The organism is Syntrophorhabdus sp., assembly GCA_012719415.1.
Taxonomy (GTDB): domain Bacteria; phylum Desulfobacterota; class Syntrophorhabdia; order Syntrophorhabdales; family Syntrophorhabdaceae; genus Delta-02.
The window spans coordinates 22,339-43,830 of sequence record JAAYAK010000315.1 but is presented as its reverse complement, the minus strand read 5'-3'; the positions used below and the strand labels follow the sequence as shown (position 1 = coordinate 43,830).

The window sequence follows — 21,492 nt, the reverse complement described above, 5'->3', positions numbered from 1 at the left end:
GGAGTTCGCACCGGGCAGAAATTCTCGTTCACATTCCGGAAGAAATAGGGCGGGGAACAGGGCACGTCCTTAAATATTACAGTATCGGTCTTTTTTGGAGCATGAGGGGAAACATCCATCAGCCCGAATGAGAAAGCATATAGACCTTCTATAGTTGCACCAATTGAAATATTTAAGAATCCCCTTGGATTCTCTGCCGATCGAAGAAATGGAAGGATGACAGGCCGGGGCTTTGGAAACGAGGAGCTTTGGGAGCACCCCGTTTTCCACCTTATCCCTGAGGCTCCCCACGGCTTCGCCGGGCTTCCGGCTCATGAGGCTCGTCAGGACTAGGGATTTCTGGGGTCAAATCCCATCATCGCGCATGTCTTTCAGTTTGCCGTTCCAGTACTCTACAAAGGCCGAATAGCCCTTGTATGTCGTCAGGAACCGAATGTACTCTTCCATTCTCACCTTGTAGGCCATGATGTATTCCAATCCGGCCCTCCGGGCTTTTTCCATCCTGTGCTTGGACCACAGAAACAGATTGTACACAAATCGATCATCAGCGGCAAGACCTTCCGGTCTTGACGTGCGACAGTCTCCGCCGGCATCAAAAGACCCCCGGTTCTCTTCCTGATTATGTCTGCCAATCATACAGCGGTTGACAATATTACATGCATATGCCATACTTGTCAACTGAGGGGTGAACATTATGTTACAGAGACTGAAGCAGCTCAGGTTGGCAAGAGGTTTGTCTCTTGAGGGTCTGGCGGCTCAGATGGGTGGGATTGTAACGAAGCAGGCCCTTTCGAAGTATGAACTGGGGTTGTCAAAGCCCTCGGCGGTGGTGTTGAACAGATTGGCCCAGGCGTTGGGGATTAAAGCGGCCTACTTATGGAGTGTGCCGGCAATAGACTGCAGATTTGTTGCGTATCGCAAGGGTTCCGGTCTCGCAAAAGCCGAGCAGGAACGAGTTGAGGCGGTGACCTGTCAGATGCTTGAAGAGAGGGTTCGCCTTCAGCAGATGGTGCACGGTGCCACCACGGTTGACCTCCCGGTGAAGGGTTTCAAGGTCGAAAAGCTTGAAGATGCGGAAAGATTCGCGAAGGCCTTGAGGGGTAGATGGAACCTCGGCCTGGGGGTCATCCCCACCGTAACGGGCACACTGGAAGACCATTCGGTACACGTCTTCGAGGTGGAAGCTTCTCCGCGATTCGACGGGATCTCTGCGGTGGCCTACGACAGCGAGGAGAATATCGCTGCGGCGGCAGTTGTTTCGCGCAAGTCACTGCCCGGCGGAAGACAGAGGCTCAACCTGGCGCATGAGTTGGGACACCTGGTACTTGATACGGCGGAGAGTGTTGATGAAGAGAAGGCCGCCTTCCGTTTTGCGGGCGCTTTTCTGGCGCCGGACGAAACATTGTTCGGCGAGCTTGGCCGAAAGAGGTCCCTCGTTCAGTCGGCGGAGCTGTTCCTTATGAAACAGAAATACGGCATGAGTATCCAGTCTCTCGTATACAGGCTGCACGATCTCGGCATCATTTCGGACCAACACTACAGGCAATGGTGGATGACCATTAACCGTGAGGGATGGAAGAGGAAAGAACCATCCGAACTCAAACCGGAAGAATCGCAATGGCTGAAGAAGACCGTGCTCAGGGCCTTAAGTGAGGGGCTGGTAACAAAGGGGGAGGCTATGAAAGCCATAGGTGAACCCATCGATAAACAGGAACCCATCACCCTGGTTGAGCGTCAGGCATTCCTGAAGCTGCCTTTGGAGGAACGCAGGAAGATCATGGCCAAACAGGCCAGAGAAATTGCGGCAGAGTACGGGCAGGAGAGGGCGGACGATCTGGAGACGGGAGAGATCGTTGAGTATTAAGATCGCTTCGCGCGGAGATGTATGGCTCGTCAATTTCGACCCGACACTGGGCTCTGAGATCAATAAAAAACGTCCGGCAGCGGTCGTCAGTTCAGACGCGCTCGGAATCCTGCCGCTGGTCGTCGTTGTTCCGTTGACAGACTGGAAGGAACGCTACGCAAAAAACCTGTGGCACATCAAGATTGCCAACGACACACTGAACGGCCTCGACAAAACATCCGCCGCCGATGCACTTCAAATAAGAAGTGTTTCCACACAAAGACTGGTGAAGAAGCTCGGAAGCATCTCACCAACAGCAATGGAAGAGATCGCAGCCGCAATTGCAGCCGTGATCGAGTATCAGTAGAACGCCGTGGTTGGATCATTGCGGCCAAACCTTCATTCTTGAGTATATGACCGGCAGGTGAATCGATTTGTCACAGATAAAGATTTGACCCCTAGTCCACCCATATGCCCGATATCATTGAGTATTGATATTTGTGTTGACAGGAGGATTACAGGATGTCCCCAAAAGTCTCACTCGAAGAAATCACTTGACACTATTTCATACGTATGTATTAACTATCGCTATGACAACACGACGCATTAAACAAAGTGACGCATCGAAAACCAAGGAGAGTTTGCTCAAAACCGCTGAGCGGCTTTTTGCCGAGCACGGATATGACGGGGTGGGCATGAGGGCTCTGGCTGATGAGGCGCGCGTCAATCTCGGCGCCGCGACATATCATTACGGCTCTAAGGAAAAGCTATATAAAGAGACGGTCATGCTCTGTTTCCGTCCGATCAACGAGGAGCGGATGAGGTTGCTTCGGCAGGCCGAAAAGGAGGCAAAGGGGGAGCCGGTTCCGGTAGAAACGATCATCGACTGCATGTTACGACCGCCGTTCATGGCAGCGCTGGAGCACCCGTACTTCCCGGCTCTGTTCTCGCGAAATCTGTTCGTGCCGCCGCCGTTCATGCAGGAATTTATGGCCAAAGAAGCTCCCCCGGTTCATGAACCGTTTATAGCGGCTCTTGCTCGGACGCTGCCGAGCTTGCCGATGGAAGTCTTGGAGATTCGTATGTTGTTCTCGCTGGGCACATTGCTGATGTTCCTGAGCAAAAAGCCGATACAAAAGAGTCCGGAGTATTGGGAGTCCGTCTTGAAAGAGATGGTAGCCTTCATCGCGGCAGGACTTCGCGCCGAGTCGAGTGCGGATCCACTGCCAACGAACCCATCAAAAAAACCTCCGGTCACCTGAGAAGATTTATTGTGCCTGTAGATAATACATACGTATGACCTAATATCTTAGGCGTGATCAGGACGTCCAAACAACGAAGGAGAAACAACTCGATGAAGCGTGATTTATCCAGCCTCTCTGCGGTAGCCGTCGCCTGGATCGCGATTGTTGTCACGCCTTCAGTCGTGACTGCCGAAACAACGCAATTCGGCGTGACTCCTCGACAAAATGTAGTCCGGGAATCGAACAGACGTCTGCCGTTGTTCGATGTGACGCTGGAATCTTCCTTCGCGACGGTCGGCAAAGCAACATTCCGCGGTTCCGATTTTGGCGACAGTGATGCTTGCAACGTGAGCCTTGGTCCTAGGACTCGCGCCCGCTTGAACCAACACTGGAGCATCCCGCTGGAGTTGCGATCGCAGAACCTGTCCCTGAGTTCGCTGGCGGGAGTGACTGCTCCCGAGGATATCCATACACTCCAATTCGGCGCCGGTCTGAATTATCGGCCCAACGACCACTGGAGTTCTCGCGTCGGAGCGGACTTGAACATGGTGACGTTCCGCACCGACGATTCGCTCGGCACATCCGTCGTTCTGCCGCAATACAATGACGCCCTCGGCACCTACCGCGATATCCGCATCGGTGCGGGAGTTACTCATCGTATCAGCAAAACCCCGAGCGTGAAAGCGAACCTCGGGTACCCGGTGAACCGCCAGATAGATTGCGCAGGAACTGACGACCGCGTGGAGTTGATCCCGCTCCCTGAGTGGGTCTTGCCCTCAGCCTGAGTCTCTGAATACTATGACAGATATAGCCCTCAAAATGCTTTTCGGCGAGCGCGGCAAATACGCGATGCTGGTGAGCGGAATATGCTTCGCAACCATCCTGCTGACGCAAGGAATGGCGATATTCTGCGGTCTTCTCACTTTTTCCTATGCCACGGCCACAAACATCCGCGCCCCGATTTGGGTAATTGATCCGCTCGTGCAGCATATCGGCGACAATCAACCGTTGCGGGATACGGACGTTGACCGCGTGCGCTCGGTCGAAAGTGTAGAATGGGCCGCACCTCTTTATGTCGGGAGTACACAGGCCAGGCTGCTCGGAGGAGGTGCGACCCAATCGGTGACGCTGGTCGGTCTCGATGCCGACACGCTAGCCGGAGCGCCGACTAACATTGTCGATGGAAGTTTACTCGATCTGCGTCGTGCGCAAGGCGTCATTGTGGATGACCAATTTGTTGCGAAGATGAAAGAGCAACGCGGAGTGCGCCTCGGACTCGGCGATGTCTTTGAAATGAATGACCGCGAAGCCGTTATTGTGGGGATAGCGAAAGTGACCCCGGGCATGCAGGGAGCGGTGTATGTTTTCACGACGTGGGACAGAGCAAAGGAATATGCTCCTGGCCAGCGCAAAATGCTGACACATATTTTGGCGGCCCCCGCGCCCGGCAATCCGATTGGAGAGGTCGCTCGCGCCATCTCCGAGGAGACCGGTTTGAAGGCGGTTTCAGAAACTGAATTCAAGGAAATGAGCATACGCTGGATGCTGATCCATAGTCCGATTCCGATCGTCGTGGGACTGATGGTTGGCGTTGGTTTCATCATCGGTCTGGGAGTATCCGGGCAGACATTCTACACTTTCGTGCTGGAAAACACCCGGCACCTCGGTGCGTTGAAAGCGATGGGGGTCGGCAACCGTACACTGACCATGATGATTATGGCGCAGGCGGGAATCGTCGGCTTTGCGGGATTCGGGTTGGGGGTGGGATTGATAAGTACATTTTTCTCCTTAATACCGGAAGGCAGCGCGCCGATGGTAATGCTCTGGCCTATCCCGGTGATCGTATTCGTTGCAATTATGCTTATATGCATGGCCACAGCACTTTTGAGCGTGTGGCGCGTGACGCGCATAGAACCGGCCATTGTATTTCGAAGCTGAGGATCTATGGATAATTCTTTATCAACTATTGAACCGGAAGTTGCAGTTCGCCTGTCCGGCGTGGACAAATCGTTCCAAATCGGCGACCAGGTCACGCCCGTTCTCAAACAGGTCGAGTTCGCCGCGCTGGTCGGCGAGATGATCTTCGTCGTCGGGCCGTCCGGCTGCGGCAAAACCACGCTTCTTTCCGTGCTATGCGGCACCTTGCACGCGGACTCCGGCGAGGTGTATGCTCTCGGGCAGGATTTGCACAGGTTGCCTGATTCGGCGATCACACGCTTTCGCTCCTGTAACGTCGGGTTCATCTTCCAGCAGTTCAACTTGTTCCCGACACTGACCGTTGCCGAGAATGTCGCTGTTCCATTGCGTATTCAAGGCCTTCCGGCAGGCAAGGCAATCAAGCGCGCGAAGGAAATCCTTGCTCGGGTCGGTATCCCGGAAAAAGCAAATGAACGGCCCGGGCGCCTCTCCGGCGGGCAACAGCAGCGCGTCGCCATTGCGCGGGCACTTGTGCACGACCCTTCTCTTATCGTTTGCGACGAACCGACTTCAGCGCTTGACTCAGTAAGCGGCCAACAGGTGATGGATCTCTTGCTTCACGTAGCCAATGTCGGTCGACGTACCGTCATTGTCGTTACACACGACCCACGCATTTACAATTATGCCGACCGCATTGCGGAGATGGAAGACGGACGAATCCTGCGGGTAACGTCTTCGGAGCACGCTGCAATTCCTGAAACGAGGTGAATCATGTCAACGCAATGGCGAAAACTTTCCCTTTGGATCGCACTGATCGGTATAGCGACCGTCATTTTCATGGTCTACAAGACAACAACAGTCGAGCCTGTGCCACCACCACCTGCCCCGCCTGCGCAAAAGCCGGCAGACCACGTCATTGCTGCGGCGGGTATGGTCGAAGCGTTGCGTGAGAACACGAGCATCGCTGTGCCTGCGTCGGCGCTGGTCATGGAGATCTTTGTAAGAGAATGGGACAAGGTAAAAGCGGGCGCGCCCCTGTTGCGACTTGACGACCGTGGTCTCCAGGCTGAACTCCGTACCGAGCAGGCGGATCTTTTAGTACGGAAAGCCGAGTTGGTCAAAGCTCGCCACCAGCACGAACGCACCGAGGCGTTACTCCCCATGAGCGGAGTGTCGAAGGAGGAAGCAGAGACGCGCCGCGATGAGTTTGCGATCGCTCAAGCCCGCGTCGAACTAGCTCGCGCTGCGGTCAACCACACAAAGACTCTGATTGAGCGACTTACTGTGCGCGCTCCGATCAGCGGGACGGTCCTGCAGGTGAACACCCGCCCCGGAGAGTTTGCCATATCCGGCTCAAGCCCTGCGCCGATGCTGCTTGGTTCGATTACTGAACTCCAGGTACGCGCCGATGTGGACGAACAGCTTGCGCCACGGGTAAAGCCAGCCAGCAAGGCCGTTGGCTACCTGAAGGGGGACACCCAGAATCCCATCAGGATGGAGTTTGTCCGCATCGAGCCGTACGTTACGCCGAAACGCAACCTGACCGGTTCGAGTGCCGAGCGTGTGGACACGCGCGTCCTTCAGGTCATCTACAAATTTCCCAACGATCTAAACCGCCGCATTTACGTGGGGCAGCAGATGAATCTGTTCATCGAGGAATGAGGCGCACGCAATGAAAACAACTATCACTGTCTGTCTGGCCTTATTGATCGCCGGCTGCGCGGTCGTCGGCCCGGAGGTCAAACCTCCATCGATGGAAACGCCAGCAACCTGGAAAGGACAACAAACCAACACGCTTATCCAGAGCATTCCCAGAGACTGGTGGACGATCTTTGGGGATGAAACATTGAATGATCTCCAACGTCGCGCGATTGGTGCAAACCAGAACTTGCTGGAAGCCATAGCCCGTGTCGATGAAAACCGGGCGAACCTGCGCCTGGCAAAGGCTGACAGGTATCCATCGTTGAACCTCAATTCCTCGGTGGAGCGCTCTCGGTACTCAGCCCATGGCTCACAGGGCAATATTGCAGCAGGTGATCTGGCTCAGCTGGAAGAAGATTATTTCCGCGCCTCCCTTGATGCTGGCTATGAGCTCGATTTGTGGGGACGCGTGAAACGGAGCATCCAATCTGCCCAAGCCCGGGCGGATGCCATTGAAGCCGCACGAGACACCATAATGCTCAACCTCACCGCTGACTTAGCTGACAACTATTTCAGGTTGCGCTCGCTGGATTCAGAGATTGAGATTCTCCAACGCGCTCTGTTACTGAGAAAAAACGCGCTTGCGGTAAATCAGACCCGACTTGACCATGGTCTCGCTCTCCCCGCCGACGTGAGCCGTGCGGAAAACGAACACGCCAACGTGCAATCCGATTTGAGCAATGCGCGACGACGTCGTGGGCTGTATGAGAATGCCCTGGCCCTCTTGTGCGGTGAGACGGCATCCTCTTTTGCTATCGAACCGAGGTCTGATTCACTCGCACCGCCGCCGAAAATTCCCGCCGGGCTCCCTTCCCAACTTTTGCTGCGTCGGCCAGATATAGTCGAGGCCGAGCGCACTGCCGCCGGCAGATGCGCCGAGATTGGCGTCGCCAAGGCTGCATTCCTGCCCACGATCAAGTTGACCGGTGCGGCGGGGCTCGAGAGCATCGAGCTCAGAGACTTGTTTACCTGGGATGGCCGTTTGTGGTCTATTGGTCCGAGCGTATCACTACCGATTTTCTCAGGGGGCAGGAACCGGGCAAATCTTAAGGCCGCCGAAGCCCGGTATAAACAAGCCGTGGCCGCTTATCGCCAGGGCGTGCTGGCGGCCTTCCGTGATGTGGAAAACGCGCTCGTAAACATCCGTGAGTACAGTGTTCAGGAGTCCGCTTTGCTGCGGGCAAAAGGCGCAGCGAAACGAACGTCGGATTATTTTCGTCAGCGTCTGCACGGCGGCATGATCGGGTATCTCGACGTGGTGGATGCCGAACGCACGTTACTCCAGGCTGAACGCTCAGTCGTACAGAACCTGGCCTCACGAAACATAGCCACCGTGCAACTTATAAAGGCTCTCGGAGGAGGGTGGGAGGGCCTGGCACCTCAGGATCAGTCCCCCGATAACCAGGTTTTCGATTGACCGTGAAGCAGAACTTTGAGGACCCCAGGGGGACATTCGTTAACAAGGACCCCGAGGGACCCCACGAGGGACGCTCGTTAACAAGAAAATAACTTTCTCAAACGAGCCTCAAGAAGCAGGGGAATGTGAAAGTTCTAAGAACCCCGAAGTCCCGGTTCCCGGGGATGTGCTAGAAGAATAGCTCCTTCAGGTCGTGGTCCGGGTGAAGGGTGGTGAGGAATTCCTCACAGGGTATGCACAGCACATCACCTTTGAGCAGTCTTTCCGTTCCGCGATATAGCAGAAGGGTCTTGCTCTCCCGGTATTCCTCTTTGAAGGATTTGAGGCCTCTGAGGTCCGCGGGGCGGACGGTCCCGGCGTTTTTCACCTCCAGCGCGTAGATCCCGTCGGGACCGTAGACGACGAAGTCGACTTCCACGCCGGAGCGGGTCCTCCAGAAGAACAGCTCCCGCTTGACCTTCGAGTAGGCCATCCATCCCTTTAGGTGCTGGCCTACGAGCCCTTCGAGTGCTTGGCCGTCAATCTCCTCCGGCCGGTCAAGTGGCCCCCGGGGCCGCAGCGACCGGAAAACACCGGCGTCAAAGAGATAGAACTTCGGATGGCCCGCAAGTTGTCTCTTGGCTCGTTTCGTGAAGACCCGGAGGCGCCAGCTAAGGAGAATGTCCTCCAGTATCTCGACATAGCCTTCCACCGTCTTGCGTTCAACACCGCACTCCTGGGCGACGCTGCTGACATTCAATATCGAAGCATGGGAAAAGCTGATGGCTTCGAGGAAACGGGAAAAATTGCCGATGTTCCGGACAAGGCCCTCCATCTGGACCTCTTCCCTCAGATACAGGGCGGCGTAGGAACGCAGTACCGCCTCCGGTTCCCCCGCTGCGACCACGAGGGGGAGGGTACCGTACCGAAGCGCCTCCTCAAGACGGAACCGTTTCCCCAGCTCGACGGCCATGAAGGGGTGCATCTCACACAGAAGCGCCCTCCCCGCCAGAAGGTCCACCCCCGCACGCTTGAGCTTCCGCGCGCTGGAGCCCGTCAGAACGAAGGTCACGGTTCTCATGCTCTCTATCAGGCCGTGCACCACCGTAAGGAGCTCCGGTATCTTCTGTATCTCGTCTATCAGCACGGTCGTGGTTCCCTGACGGCCGCCGACCATTTCCTTGAGCATCTCGGGCCGGGCCGAAAGCGCCCTCGACCTTTCAGGGTCGAGAAGATCAACGACCAGGGCATCTCCAAAAAGGCCTTTGGCAAAGGTCGATTTGCCCGTTCCGCGGGGTCCGAAGAGAAAGAAACTGCTTGCAGGTGGGTCGAATAATCTACCTATTACTTCCATTATGCGCCTCATTATGGAATTATAATACCCATAATGCGCCCATACGGATGATTAGTCAAGAGAATTCCGAATCACAGTGGACTCCAGGGGCATCCTGGGGGAGACTCCGGGGCCCTTCAGATTCTCGCATCTTTGCTCGAAGATTGCCGGCTTCAGTGTGACCGGGACAGCTTCGGGCTCAAGGAGAGCCTCAGCAGGAAGTTACCTATGAACAGGGGTGGGTGTATGGAGAAAAGATTTGAATATCCGGTGCCCTTTCGGTAGCATAAGAATATGACCAATATGAAACCCGTTTCCCTTAGAGACGTCGTCGACGCACTGGACATGGCGAGCGATACCCTGTCGTCATACCTTAACAGGAAGACGGGAGAGGTCGTGAGTCTCACCGAAGACATCATGATGATGGCGCAGGACGAGGAAGATCTCTACGATGTTCCCGAATGGGCGCGGGAAGAGGTTCGCAGGGCGAGGGAGGTCATGGATTCCGATGACTATATCGGGCTTCCCGGCAGATACGAGATCGACGAATATCGCACCATGGAGGATTTTTGCTACTCCCTTGAGGACGAGGGCCTGAAGGGAGACCTCCTCTACGCAATCGAGGGCCGCGGGGCCTTCCGCCGGTTCAGGGACACCATCCACCGCCGGGGGATCGAAAAAGACTGGTACAAATACCATGACGGAAAACTGAAGGAGACAGCGGCCGACTGGCTGGAAGCCAACGGGATCCCCTTCATCGACAATGACACCCCGGCACCCGGACCCTCAGCGGACAAAAGTTGACATCTCAATGGACCGCAAACGCAGGCATGCGGGGCGGTCATTCTCTTTCCTTTGGGGTGGCGGAGGGACGTCCCCAAGAAACCAGATTTCCGAGTGCAAGGTCTCGCTGTGTTCCCTTTCGGGATTACATTTGAGTTTCTTGGTTTCTTGAGAGTGCTATAACCAAACCTGGACATTGAAAAGGTTACCTCAACCGGATAGGCTGATGGAAATCGCCAAATCACCATACAGCCCAAAGGAGGAGGTAACCATTATGAGTAAAGCAGGGAAGCGGATGATTGTCAACAGCCCCACCGTGATAGTCGGCATCGACATCGGCAAGTACACCCATGTGGCCGTCGCCCTCATGCCTGACGGACGCTTCACGAAAACATTCTCACTACATAACACCCGGGAGGGATACGAGGCCCTCCTCGAGCGCATATGCTTCTGGAAGGAAGAATGCGGCACCGGTGAGGCCATCATCGGCATGGAATCCACAGGCCACTACTGGGAGGTCCCTGCCCGGTGGCTCGCAGGAAAAGGGTTAAAGGTCGTCCTGGTGAACGCTCTCCATACGAAGCGGGCAAAGGAGATCGAGGACAACAGTCCGGGGAAAACCGACGCCAAGGACACAAGGATCATCGCCCAGCTTGTGCGCTACGGCAAGTACTTAAGCTGCGTCCTGCCGGAGGGTGCCATGGCGGAGCTGAGAGAACTCACGAGGATCAGGCAGCATATCGTGACGGAGCTTACACAGAAGAGAAACTACCTCCGCCGTCTCCTTGATTCGGTCTTCCCCGAGATCTTCACCGTCTTCAGGAAATCATGGGGCAAGACATTCCTTCATCTTATCCGGTTATATCCTCTGCCGGAGGATCTGATCGACGCAGGATTGCCGGCAGTGGCAGCAAGGCTCAAACAATCATGCAAGAATCTCAAGATAAAGAAACTGGAGACACTGTATGCCCTGGCAGGGGAGACCGTCGGTATCCCCGTTGCAAGGGGAGCGTACGCATCGGGGATACGAAACACCGCCGGGAGGATCCTCACGCTCCAGGATGAAAAAGCCGGGGTCGAGAAACAGATGGAAAACCTCCTCGCCGAGGTTCCCGAGTCCCGCTTTCTCCTCAGCCTCAGGGGCGTGGGGGTGGTGAGCGCCGCGATCATCCTCGGTGAGACGGGTGGACTCTCCCGCTACACCTCCTCGAAGGAGGTCATCAAGCTGGCGGGGCTCAACCTCTTCGAGATCAGTTCGGGAACACACAGGGGAAGGGTCCGGATCTCGAAGAGGGGCCGGCCGCTCTTGCGCCACATCCTCTTCATCCTAGCCACCGTCCAGGCGAAGAAGGGGATGCCGCTTAACGGGGAATACAGGGCGTTTCTTGAAAGGAAAATGCCGCCGGTGAAGGCGCTCATCGCCCTGTCCAGGAAATTGGTACGGTTGTTCTTTGCCCTTACCCGTGATCAACGATGCTACACGGAAACGCTGTCCGCCGTTACGACGAAGGCGGCGTAAAGATAAGAGATCTGTGGGGAGGTCACCAGGGACGTCCATGAGCCTCCGCATGCCGGAGGGCTTCGACTTACGAGCTGTGACTCCCCACGTCTGCTGACCACGATGAAGCACTGTTGAGGGACAAAAAAAGAGGTCGCCTCCGAAGCACCCGAGTGGGGTCGCAGACATGAAGTGGGGGCAACCCGCAGATCATAACGCAGCAAAGAGAGGGAGGAACGAAGGAGGGAACCGACGGCCTATTGACGGATGAGGAAATCTTTTCTGTTGACTCTAGTTAAACCGGACGTCCCCCTGCCACCCCAGGAATGGGTCTGCATCGAACTGACGGAGTCCTTCTACCACTCAGGGACCGTGAACCCCCTGCCCCTTCTCCAGGACCCGGGGTCACCCCCCGATTACCCCGACAACCCCGCAACGGCGCTTAATGCCCGACAATGACAAGGGAGGTAACAGTATGGAAGACCGCGAAAACAACAAGAAAGTGGAAGAGCATAACTGCGAGGAACATGTCCGCTACGATGGTGGGCAGAAGATCAATCGCGATGGGGTGAGGATATGGGTGGAGACGTACTACTGTAAGGTGTGCGGGAGGAGGGTGGATGTGAGGGAGGAGGTGCTGGATTAAAGAGGCGGCTTGAATCGCTTGAATGGCTTAAATCGCTTGAGCGCGAGAACCAAGAGATGATGGAAAGGGTATCTGGCGGTCGCCGTACTTGCAGCGTCCTGAGAATGTGGAAATGTGAAGGGCGTTATATATTCCCCATAGTGCCTACTACTTCGCCTTCTATCACGAATATGGTTCTTCTGCTAGAAGCTGGAGCACATATTTTTATTCATTTAACCGCGCCTCGCCAGATTGGCTGATTGAATCGATTAATACGCCTTTTAACGTACTTTCTTCTTCAGTTATTCCGTCGAATATGATAGACGGTAACTTAGCGGTTGATCCTTTAAGGACCAGAATAAGTAGCTATGCCACATACAAATCCTACCAGTCCAATAAGGAGCGGATTCGACTACCAGAATTTTTGGAGTCTAAGCCTCTGTGGACAGTGGTTGGCCGATCCCCAGCGCTACGAATGGATTCAATTTGAAACCTGTCCGGATGAAGATAATCCGAATAGTTTTTATCTGGACGATATCGTCTGTCGTCTAACGAACGGCTTTTTTCATTTTTATCAGGCAAAACATAGACAAGATCCGGAAGACAAATGGACATGGGATGATCTTCTGAAGCCCGCACGTCCCCGTGGCACGTCAATAGTAAAGAAATGGGCCGAATCTCTGTTGCCTCGCATAGCACATTGCGAGGCGGCCTATTTTGTTACTGATGGTCTGCCATCGGATGAAATAGCACCCTGCCTCAATGGAGATCATCTGGAGTTATCGAAAATAAAGGACAATCAAGAGGTTTATTTTCGCTTGCTCGCGGAAATCGGAAGCGAAGAGGAGGTTGCTCAAATCCTCGACAAGATCCATTTTGTTTTTCGCGCCGAAAGCTTGGCCGACTTTGAAAGCAGAGTACAGCGCAGTTTCTACGAAAGGCTCAGCACGACAGAAGCGGGTGTTAGGAATCTTTACTATGAAATTGCGAAGGAATGCAGGCAGCGCAATCCTCGCCGGCTCGACGTAGAAACACTTAGAAAATGGTGCCAGTTCGACATCCCCAGACCTTTAGAAGAATACTTCGAAATTCCGGCCGACTTCGAATTCTTTGATAAGGGCACCCACGACTTACTTCTATCTAAACTCCAAGAGCGGGAAGGCGGCGTTAAGGTAATCTTCGGTAAACCGGGGGTCGGAAAAAGCGTCTACCTTTCTGAGCTGGATTCTGAACTTAGATCGAATGGGGTTATTTGCGTCAAGCATCACTATCACATTTCACCGCAAGACCCGAATCCCCAAGATAGACTTAATACCGAACGCGTCATAGAGGCGCTTAAGGCACAGATTAAATCCCATAGAGACGAACTGGGCGATTTAGCGAACAGGGATTCCGGACAAATACCGATCAGTGAGTTCATAAAGACTCTGACGGGGAGCTTGCGCAACAAAGACAAACCTCTTGTCATCATCATTGATGGGTTAGACCATGTGATGAGATACGGCGAAAAGGAGGATCTGGAAAGATTTCTGAAAGCTACCTGCCTGCCGCAACCAGGGGTCTGGATCGTCATCGGGATGCAAGAAATCGCAGAACCGTATTTACCTCAAATAGTGGTCGATCGATGCCCAAAGAATCAATGGATTCAAATCAAAGGATTAAGCAGAGATGCCGTTGCACACCTGGTCACCGTCAACAAGACTGACCTCCATCTTCCAGATCATTCGGATATGTTAACCAGCCTCGCAAATAGACTCTTCGAAATTTCTGACGGTAACTCACTGCATCTCCGGTACAGTTTGAAGCAACTCAAGATCTCTTCTGGTAATTCGTTAGTCACCGAATACTCTTGCGAGAACCTCATACCTTACGGTCAGGGGATCGAGAAATACTATGAGGCTCTTTGGCGACAGATATCGCCGCAGGCAAAAACAATTCTCATAACCCTATCAGACGTAAACTTCCTCTTCACAGAACAACAGCTATCGGAATGTACGGCCTTCTTCGTCATAAATCCGGCAGACATAACCGTAGGGCTAAACCAGATTTCTCACCTGATTTCGATAAACGCCAGGAACCAAATCAGTGTCTATCATAACAGCTTCGATATCTTCCTAAAAGATCAACCGGAGACGAAGCAACAAAAAGTTGCCATAAAGACAAATGTCAAAAAATGGCTCGAACAATCGAACTATGAATACCTTAAGTGGGCGGAACTACGTATAATTGAACACGAGTTAGGCAACAGCGATGGGCTTTTGGCTTTGGATCGAAAATGGTTAATTGAATCAATGTGCTATCCCTGCAATTTCGAACAGATATCGAATCAAATGAGGCTGGCCGCTCAAGTGGCATCCGAGAAAGGTGACCTCTATAAGACGTTCCATATCTCCGGCCTTCATACCTATTATTTAAACTCAAGAGAATTTGTGGAAGAGGCTTCCGAGCTGCTTTGGAAAGAGAGCTTTTTCAGGAACCGCAAAGTCTTTGAGTATATTGATCTGACCTCATTGCCGATAGCCATCCTTCCTGATCTTGCCGAAATAGCGGAATTTTGTGGGGAGTATCGAATCGTTCAGGAAATAACCGATGTACTTATGGACCAGCAGACCAGCCAGGAGTATCGGCGGGATACCGTCCCGCCCATTAGTCTTGCTCTTATCCGGACCATTGCTCTTGATCGCGATCATGAGACGAAAGGAGTTCATAGATACATTACCAACCTGAGGGATTTGAATGTTAGCGACTCCTTGTTCCGGGTCTATGCCAGCCGGCTATTAGCGCTCGGACAAAAAGAAAAGCTACTCGTTCTTATCGGTCTCGACCTCAACGCTTCCGAACAATTTGCCGTGATCGAGGAATGCGCAAGATTCGGTCTTGCGAACAACGGAAATGATCTCTCTGCCTGCTTTTCCGGGCAAACAAACGTACCTCTCCTGGCCAGAATCTACCAAGTCTTGAAAGAACAGTCTGTGGACACGGATTTACCTCTGCCGTCTCGTGGCACATTTACTCACACCAGCCCAGAGTACGATTCTGAGGAACGGAAACGCTGGCAAAGAGTATTTCATTCCAGCTTTCGCTTAGGCTTGCTCCATGGTCTTACCGGTAAAGAGCAAGAAATAGAAAGATGGATTGCGGAAGCGCCTGATATCTGGTCAGCAAGAGCAGCGGCCAGTCTTCTTGCGGCAGGATTAAGAGTGGCTTTAGGGATTAAAGGGTCGCATATAGAATACCCGGTCCTGTTTAGTAGCTTGTGCGATTTGCCCGTCCTCAAATGGCCTGACCATCGATCTTCTCTGAATTTTCAGTTTGCTCTCAAAGCTGCGATCGATGACGTTTTGAGAGAGCTGGTCTTAATCAAGCAGTACATGGGGGATGATTGCACGATTGATGTGCCTGATTATGAAGCAATGGTGAACAATCCAGCTTTCTTTGCCCGCGACGACCTGGTCGGAATTGCTCTCGACATCGGCAAGAAGTTTTTTTCGGATCGTCTTTACGAAAAAATCAGAGATGAAAAAGCGGGCGAGTTAGCGAACACCATAAGAACTCTACCCGATCGAGCCAGGGAGTACTGTAATCTCGCAAAGCTTTCGCGCATTCATAATGATTCTGGACCGGCTCAACTGTTCCTCGCCAAAGGCGCAGACAATATTCTGGGTTATGGTTACCACAAGGACGTCTACCTGTTTGGTGTACTCGAAGCTATTGAAATTTGCACCGAGGCAGGAACGGATCGTAAAAGAACCGATGAATGGGTTGGCCGAGTCATTCCCTTAGTTGATAGTGCCGGGGAATACACCGATGGAGACGAGACAAATCATCTCCCTGTAGAACTGGCCGATCTTTTAGCAAAGCAGAACCCCGGTCTGTTGCGCAAGTATTACTATTGGACGGCCGGTCAAGAACTGTTTTATCGTGGCAAGGACCTATTCAGAAGTCTACTGATTTCCCTGTCATTCACGGACGATATCGAAATAGCTTTAGCCGCTACCGCTTTGGAAAAGGATTCTCTCGCTCTTTTGAAGTCGACCGCAAAGAAGAATGAAGGCGCCAAAATGGCGCTTGAAAGCATTCAGTCTTATCTGGGGGAAACCAACTATCCCGAAGAAGAGCGGGGGGAACGCTATTTATTAGACAAGACTGATATCGACTACTCCGCGATTGACCCTAACCATTTGCTGGAACACCTGAACGGCGATTTTGAACATCGCTACGCATGGAATCAGTACCTAGCCGGTTGGTTAGGCTACTGGCTGGAGCATGCTCACAAACGGGATATTTACGAAGTGTTCGAGATGATTGCTGAGAAGTTCGGCACTCAGTCAATGTTCGGTGAAGTGCTCGACACTATTTATCCGGTCATCTATGAATTCAATCCTGCATTGGCATTCGAGTTATTATGCACCGCACAGACAAATGATCACGGATGGTCTCAATACTATACCGACAAAGAGAAAGCGGAGAGTCGATGGAGGTTCGTTAAACAAAAGTATCCAAATAGATATGTTGAATTCTTCCAAAAAAGCGCCGGTCGCTTCGTGCCAAACCCAAGAGGAGTGGAATACTTTCTTCTGTTCGACGACTCCGAACGGGCCGAAACGATAACCGAGGCGAGCGTGGGGTTCGCTGAAACCCTCATGGCCGATCTTTCCCTGCCGATTCCCATTTGGTTCAAAGAAGAAACGGACGCTTCGGTTCTCGATATCCTGCTCCAGAGATTGGTGTGGCCAAGCCCCACAGTCCGCGAGCGCACTGCTACAGGATTAGCCCGGCTGCTTTCTAAGAGTGATAACAAGAAAAACATATACGGAGAACTGTTGCGTTGGATCAGCCGACAGAAGATGGAAACAACGGTCGCCATAGGACTACTTCCAATCGTTAAAGCATTCTCCGTTGCCGAAAGCCCAGACGATCTGTCATACATCAGGATTGAAGATATAGCGAATTCAGTATCAGTGAATTCCGAGACGGTGGAAAAACTGTTCGACGAAATAGCCCTTTTTGCCAAGACTGATAAACCAGCGCTTCCCGCATTTCAAAACATTCAATTAGCCCCAACCGGTTATGAAGCGAGCGAGTTTTTTCTGAAACATGTTCAGACATTCTTGGCCCCTGTCTATATGGAACGAGCTAAGGAAATTGAAAAGAATTCATTCCGACAATTCATCAAGCACTGGGCCTTCATCGCTGATAAGATATTGACGGATGCGGGAGTGAATGCAGATGCTAACCAAGTTCATTATTATGCTCGAAGCGAGCACGATGAGTTCCTCACCGGATTTTCTACAAAGATAAGCGAAGCTTACAGATCTGCTTTCTTGCGGGTCCTCCAGGTTTTTTACGCAAACGGTAACATTCAGCGAGATTTCTATCTGGAATACGCATATGCCACGCTCCCGGTTGATCTATCCAAGTGGAAGATACTCCCCAACCGCGCGCCCGAATGGTGGCCAAGACTTGCCACGGAAAGCGCAGGCGGTTCCGGCGGAACAGAAAAGATTGTGGCTATTGCGTTGAAGGAACCAATTGTAAAACTGACGGAACAACGTGACAACATGATTCTCGTTGGCGCTCAAGGAGCCATTGAACCTCCAGACGGCTGGAAACAGGGAGCTAATCCGCTTCACTCTTTCAGACTCATTTCCTTTGGCTATCAAGTCAGAGGCGTAGATTTACCAACGGGTGACCAGGTGATCAAAAAGATAGGTTATTCTCCCCGTATTGCCGTTATTCCGTCAATGACATCCAGACCGTTCAATTTTCTCGAGGACAAAGCGAATCACATACCGGTAAGAGAGGAGCCTATTCGGATCGGAGATCTGTTGATACACCCGATAGTCGCGTATGAGCAAGATCTGGTTATCGGGCTGTGGCAGTTCTTTAGAGATTACAATCCTTCACTCACGCTGAATTGGAAGCTCGGTGAGCGTCTCGGGATTGCGATTCACGAGAATAGGTGGGAGATGCAGGAGAAAGACGGCAAGAGACTTGCTGTTCACTATGACTGGCTTGAAGGTTTAAAAGAAAGGTACTATCGGGATCTTCCGTTTCCACACGGCGAATATTTGATGGCTGAGAAAGACTTTATTGGTAAATGGCTGGAACAAGAGAACCTAAGGCTCGGATATGTTCTGAAAACAACCTACCGAGGGAAGCAGTACTCCTATGACGAGGTAAAGAAGTACGATGAAGTGGGGTTAATAAACGTCAGTCCAATAATCGTTCAGGTATACGAGTAGCTGCGGGCGAAGGGGACGTTCGTTAATTAGTGATTCCTGAGAAGCAACCCCCGTTTTCAGGAGTATCTCATCAGCATGTTCATGCACCGCGTTCCCGGCGGGGACAACGGCATTCTCCGACAGTATGTTGCCGTGACCGCAGGCGGTATTCTCACAAGACCGGAGGTGGCCGATACGAGGTATTGCAGCAGCCTCATGAGGACGGCATGGGCCCTGGCCCACCTCTTGATGTTGCAGGCGATCACCTTGCAGGCAACGGCAAAGCACACCTTGGCGAGACGGCGCACACGGAGGTGTCCGATCCCATGCGCTCGCTTGAGTTCCGAGTTCGTCGCCTCGATACCCGCACGGATCCTGTACCGTTCCCTCCACCGTGCTGTCTGCTGGAGTGCATACATCTCATCCCTCAGGCGAAGCTCCGCCGTCACCTCCAGACGGAAGTCCCCGGAGGTGTCACGGGGAGCAAAGGGGACATCAAGAAACCAAGAAACCAGATTTCCGAGTGCAAGGTCTCCCCGCGTTCCCTTTCGGGATTACATTCGGGAACACCAGTTTCAAAGTTTGAGGGTCCAAGGGTTCCACGGAACGATGATAGGGACCATTTTCCCCAAGGCTGCCATGATTCAGCCATGCTTCAGATTGTTCTTGACAATAAACCGGCACAGTTTATACTACCGATAGTTCATCCCCAGGCGGCAAATTCTACCTGGCTCCCTTTGGGTTACGATCCAAAGGGCTTTTTTATTGAGCAATCCCGTCACGAGTATCATGAAATGAGGTAGGTGGGGCACCTTCTTCTCGTTCCCCGACGAGGAATGGACATCGCTGGGGACGACCAACGTCATAGAGAGGCTGAACAAGGAGTTTAAGAGAGAAGAGAGCAGTAAGGGCGTACGATGCCTGTGGTGCGGCGCAGGTGTCGGATGCTACCCCTTGCCGCGTAAACGCACCCTGAACCTATCCAGAATGTCCAGAGTAATATGCCGCGAATTCACCTCATGTATCCCCGTGGCGATGTCGAGAGCATCTTCCGTCGAAATACCGCCGGCGCCATGAAGCTCTAACATCAGTTCCAGACTCCACAGGACCGGAACATTTTCCCTGGCACACAGTTTCCTGAGCCTCTTGTCATTGGTCACGCAGGTGTAGCCGTGACGTCTGGCTGTCAGCAGGCAAAGCCTGTCCTGGAACGACGTGGGTCCAGGGGGCCAATCCATGGCCTCAAAACCATCTTCTACTTCCGGCTCGATGATGAGCAGTCCGAGTTCGACGAGTTCTTCCTCGTCATCGACCTCTCCAATCTCCCCGGCGACGGGACTCACCACGTGAATAGGTCCGACGTATTGAACAATGAGGTTGAGAACCGAGCGGTCGACTTTGAGGAAATCGATCAGCACGTCAGCATCCATGATCATCAGCCGGAGCGACGCATCAGGCCCCCTGGTTCGTTTCAAAGAACCGCTCCCCAGTTTTGCATGAGATCCCGCATCTCTCCCAGGCTGATACCGAGCAGTTCGGCCCCCCGGCTCGTTGACACCGTTTCTTTCTCGATTGCCTTCCGGGCTAGGCGCGTGTACCGGTCCTCGACAAAATCCAGAGTCTTCAGACGATCAGGCTCATCCCTGAAGGAAAGACTGCGCTTGAAGAGCCGTTGATATGCCGACAGAAAGTCTTTCCAGACATTCTTTTCATCAACGGCCCCATGCTCGATAAGTCGATACAGGACGGTCTTGTAGCTGACACTGTAGATCCTTTTGACTTTGAGGACCCTTTTGATCCAGTGAAGGCCGGCGGTGCTGTTCCATTCCTTCAGAAATCCCGCATCGGGCATGAGGAAATGACCCGCGAAGAGGTCGCTTTCACGCTCTTCCTCCTTATCTTCAGTGGTTTTCCGAACGTCAAAGGCCTCCAGATGCAGCATGAGATGACCAAGCTCGTGGGCGGCACTGAAAATACGTCTTTCTACCGTAATACGTTCCCATACGTTCACGACTATCGCAGGCCCGCCGTCCTCTTCCCCGATCGAAAGACCAAAGAAACCATCGGACGCCATTTCGATCGGGTAGATTTTGATGCCGGCGCTTTCCAGAAGTCCGCAGATATTGCGAATGGGCTCGTCGGTTTTAAGCCCGAGTTTTTCGCGGCACAGGGCTGCCGCTTCCACCGTATGGTTCCTCGAGCACTTTTGCCTTATTTGTCCAAGCCCGAAAGGTTGCTCATCCTTAAGAGCTTTCTCCAGATAATCGAAATCATCGAGCCATCTTGACGCCTTTGCCAGAATGTTCTCGCGATTCTGCATCCTTCTGCTCGAACGGAAACGGACCACCCGCAGCTCCCTCACCGGAAGAAAAAGTTCCTGCAGATTGGCCCCGAGGGCCTTTGCTATAGCAAGCAGGGTGTTCATACGAGGCTTCGCTTTGGAATTCTCCAAGCCTTTGATGGCTGGCAGGGAAACTCCGGATGCTTCCGCAAGGTCGCTCTGGCTCATTCTTCTGGCTATCCTGAGGCGCCTTACGTTCTGTGCAAGCACCCCCATGTTCATGGCTAACCCTCCTCCCGTGGTGAACGTACCATAAATATACCACATATCTAATTCTTGTCAAGTGGGATACTAAGAAGTGAATCCGCAACGAAGGCGAACCCAATCCATCGCCTTATAGAGGGAGCCTTTCGGAGATCGGCCATCTTTCCTCCCGCTCCAACGGCTCCAGCGGTTCTAACGGCTCTAACCGTCTTTCAGTCCAATATCTCCTCTTTAATGTCCAACCTCCTCCCACAAACGCTGCAATAGTACGTCTCCACCCACACCCTCACCCCATCCCTGTTGATCTTCTGTCCCCCATCATAGCGGACATGTTCCTCGCAGTTATGCTCTTCCACTTTCTTGCTGTTTTCGCGGTCTTCCAT

The 21,492-nt window shown here is 52.9% G+C and carries 18 protein-coding genes and 2 pseudogenes; 14 read left to right on the top strand and 6 right to left on the bottom strand.

Annotation, left to right across the window (positions count from 1 at the left end; translation table 11 throughout):
- Positions 1-345 precede the first annotated feature (345 nt).
- On the bottom strand, positions 346-534 hold the full coding sequence (locus tag GXX82_17860) for a hypothetical protein (GenBank protein NLT24910.1): 189 nt from the start codon (positions 532-534) through the stop codon (positions 346-348).
- A 160-nt stretch (positions 535-694) separates the two neighbouring features.
- Here GXX82_17860 and GXX82_17855 point away from each other — a divergent pair, with 160 nt between their 5' ends.
- The 8 genes from GXX82_17855 to GXX82_17820 all read left to right on the top strand — a co-directional run bounded on the left by GXX82_17855 (position 695) and on the right by GXX82_17820 (position 8,122).
- The gene (locus tag GXX82_17855; GenBank protein ID NLT24909.1) at positions 695-1,864 is read left to right on the top strand and encodes an ImmA/IrrE family metallo-endopeptidase; all 1,170 of its coding nucleotides are present in this window, start codon (positions 695-697) and stop codon (positions 1,862-1,864) included.
- Positions 1,833-2,210 (top strand): type II toxin-antitoxin system PemK/MazF family toxin, encoded by a 378-nt coding sequence (locus tag GXX82_17850; GenBank protein NLT24908.1) that lies wholly within the window; start codon positions 1,833-1,835, stop codon positions 2,208-2,210. Before GXX82_17855 ends, GXX82_17850 begins: the two co-directional genes overlap by 32 nt.
- 223 nt (positions 2,211-2,433) lie before the next feature.
- Positions 2,434-3,105, top strand: a complete 672-nt coding sequence (locus GXX82_17845; protein ID NLT24907.1) for a TetR/AcrR family transcriptional regulator — start codon at positions 2,434-2,436, stop codon at positions 3,103-3,105.
- Between the two features lie 92 nt (positions 3,106-3,197).
- Complete coding sequence (locus GXX82_17840; protein ID NLT24906.1) at positions 3,198-3,872, top strand: porin family protein; 675 nt, start codon at positions 3,198-3,200, stop codon at positions 3,870-3,872.
- A 13-nt stretch (positions 3,873-3,885) separates the two neighbouring features.
- Positions 3,886-5,025: an ABC transporter permease gene (locus GXX82_17835; protein ID NLT24905.1), complete on the top strand. Its 1,140-nt coding sequence runs from the start codon at positions 3,886-3,888 to the stop codon at positions 5,023-5,025.
- A gap of 6 nt (positions 5,026-5,031) precedes the next feature.
- A complete protein-coding gene (locus GXX82_17830; protein ID NLT24904.1) occupies positions 5,032-5,772 on the top strand; it encodes an ABC transporter ATP-binding protein in 741 nt (246 codons plus the stop codon).
- A gap of 3 nt (positions 5,773-5,775) precedes the next feature.
- Complete coding sequence (locus GXX82_17825; GenBank protein ID NLT24903.1) at positions 5,776-6,666, top strand: biotin/lipoyl-binding protein; 891 nt, start codon at positions 5,776-5,778, stop codon at positions 6,664-6,666.
- A gap of 10 nt (positions 6,667-6,676) precedes the next feature.
- A complete protein-coding gene (locus tag GXX82_17820; protein NLT24902.1) occupies positions 6,677-8,122 on the top strand; it encodes an efflux transporter outer membrane subunit in 1,446 nt (481 codons plus the stop codon).
- A 169-nt stretch (positions 8,123-8,291) separates the two neighbouring features.
- Here GXX82_17820 and GXX82_17815 read toward each other — a convergent pair whose 3' ends face one another.
- Positions 8,292-9,455, bottom strand: a complete 1,164-nt coding sequence (locus tag GXX82_17815; GenBank protein ID NLT24901.1) for an ATP-binding protein — start codon at positions 9,453-9,455, stop codon at positions 8,292-8,294.
- A gap of 282 nt (positions 9,456-9,737) precedes the next feature.
- Here GXX82_17815 and GXX82_17810 point away from each other — a divergent pair, with 282 nt between their 5' ends.
- The 5 genes from GXX82_17810 to GXX82_17790 all read left to right on the top strand — a co-directional run bounded on the left by GXX82_17810 (position 9,738) and on the right by GXX82_17790 (position 18,585).
- The gene (locus tag GXX82_17810; protein NLT24900.1) at positions 9,738-10,238 is read left to right on the top strand and encodes a hypothetical protein; all 501 of its coding nucleotides are present in this window, start codon (positions 9,738-9,740) and stop codon (positions 10,236-10,238) included.
- A 253-nt stretch (positions 10,239-10,491) separates the two neighbouring features.
- Positions 10,492-11,736, top strand: a complete 1,245-nt coding sequence (locus tag GXX82_17805; GenBank protein ID NLT24899.1) for an IS110 family transposase — start codon at positions 10,492-10,494, stop codon at positions 11,734-11,736.
- Positions 11,737-12,000: 264 nt separating this feature from the next.
- Entirely contained in the window at positions 12,001-12,174 is a 174-nt protein-coding gene (locus GXX82_17800; GenBank protein ID NLT24898.1) for a hypothetical protein, read from the top strand.
- A gap of 16 nt (positions 12,175-12,190) precedes the next feature.
- Positions 12,191-12,361, top strand: a complete 171-nt coding sequence (locus tag GXX82_17795) for a hypothetical protein (protein NLT24897.1) — start codon at positions 12,191-12,193, stop codon at positions 12,359-12,361.
- Positions 12,362-12,708: 347 nt separating this feature from the next.
- Complete coding sequence (locus tag GXX82_17790) at positions 12,709-18,585, top strand: DUF4297 domain-containing protein (protein NLT24896.1); 5,877 nt, start codon at positions 12,709-12,711, stop codon at positions 18,583-18,585.
- Between the two features lie 320 nt (positions 18,586-18,905).
- On the opposite strand, the pseudogene GXX82_17785 reads toward GXX82_17790, so the two are convergent.
- Positions 18,906-19,004 (bottom strand): annotated as a pseudogene (locus tag GXX82_17785) (hypothetical protein).
- A gap of 370 nt (positions 19,005-19,374) precedes the next feature.
- Between GXX82_17785 and GXX82_17780 the strand changes: the two are divergent.
- Positions 19,375-19,458 (top strand): annotated as a pseudogene (locus GXX82_17780) (hypothetical protein).
- Positions 19,459-19,511: 53 nt separating this feature from the next.
- Here the strand turns inward: GXX82_17780 and GXX82_17775 are convergent.
- The 3 genes from GXX82_17775 to GXX82_17765 all read right to left on the bottom strand — a co-directional run bounded on the left by GXX82_17775 (position 19,512) and on the right by GXX82_17765 (position 21,492).
- Positions 19,512-20,039: a hypothetical protein gene (locus GXX82_17775; protein NLT24895.1), complete on the bottom strand. Its 528-nt coding sequence runs from the start codon at positions 20,037-20,039 to the stop codon at positions 19,512-19,514.
- Positions 20,036-21,127 (bottom strand): ImmA/IrrE family metallo-endopeptidase, encoded by a 1,092-nt coding sequence (locus GXX82_17770; protein NLT24894.1) that lies wholly within the window; start codon positions 21,125-21,127, stop codon positions 20,036-20,038. Before GXX82_17770 ends, GXX82_17775 begins: the two co-directional genes overlap by 4 nt.
- 194 nt (positions 21,128-21,321) lie before the next feature.
- Positions 21,322-21,492, bottom strand: coding sequence for a hypothetical protein (locus GXX82_17765; protein ID NLT24893.1), 171 nt, complete (start codon positions 21,490-21,492; stop codon positions 21,322-21,324).

Coding starts and splice junctions, on each gene's coding strand:
- GXX82_17845 (NLT24907.1), top strand. CDS start 2,434: ATGACAACACGACGCATTAAACAAAGTGACGCATCGAAAACCAAGGAG.
- GXX82_17810 (NLT24900.1), top strand. CDS start 9,738: ATGAAACCCGTTTCCCTTAGAGACGTCGTCGACGCACTGGACATGGCG.
- GXX82_17830 (NLT24904.1), top strand. CDS start 5,032: ATGGATAATTCTTTATCAACTATTGAACCGGAAGTTGCAGTTCGCCTG.
- GXX82_17795 (NLT24897.1), top strand. CDS start 12,191: ATGGAAGACCGCGAAAACAACAAGAAAGTGGAAGAGCATAACTGCGAG.
- GXX82_17820 (NLT24902.1), top strand. CDS start 6,677: ATGAAAACAACTATCACTGTCTGTCTGGCCTTATTGATCGCCGGCTGC.
- GXX82_17825 (NLT24903.1), top strand. CDS start 5,776: ATGTCAACGCAATGGCGAAAACTTTCCCTTTGGATCGCACTGATCGGT.
- GXX82_17805 (NLT24899.1), top strand. CDS start 10,492: ATGAGTAAAGCAGGGAAGCGGATGATTGTCAACAGCCCCACCGTGATA.
- GXX82_17815 (NLT24901.1), bottom strand. CDS start 9,455: ATGGAAGTAATAGGTAGATTATTCGACCCACCTGCAAGCAGTTTCTTT.
- GXX82_17855 (NLT24909.1), top strand. CDS start 695: ATGTTACAGAGACTGAAGCAGCTCAGGTTGGCAAGAGGTTTGTCTCTT.
- GXX82_17765 (NLT24893.1), bottom strand. CDS start 21,492: ATGGAAGACCGCGAAAACAGCAAGAAAGTGGAAGAGCATAACTGCGAG.
- GXX82_17835 (NLT24905.1), top strand. CDS start 3,886: ATGACAGATATAGCCCTCAAAATGCTTTTCGGCGAGCGCGGCAAATAC.
- GXX82_17840 (NLT24906.1), top strand. CDS start 3,198: ATGAAGCGTGATTTATCCAGCCTCTCTGCGGTAGCCGTCGCCTGGATC.
- GXX82_17770 (NLT24894.1), bottom strand. CDS start 21,127: ATGAACATGGGGGTGCTTGCACAGAACGTAAGGCGCCTCAGGATAGCC.
- GXX82_17790 (NLT24896.1), top strand. CDS start 12,709: ATGCCACATACAAATCCTACCAGTCCAATAAGGAGCGGATTCGACTAC.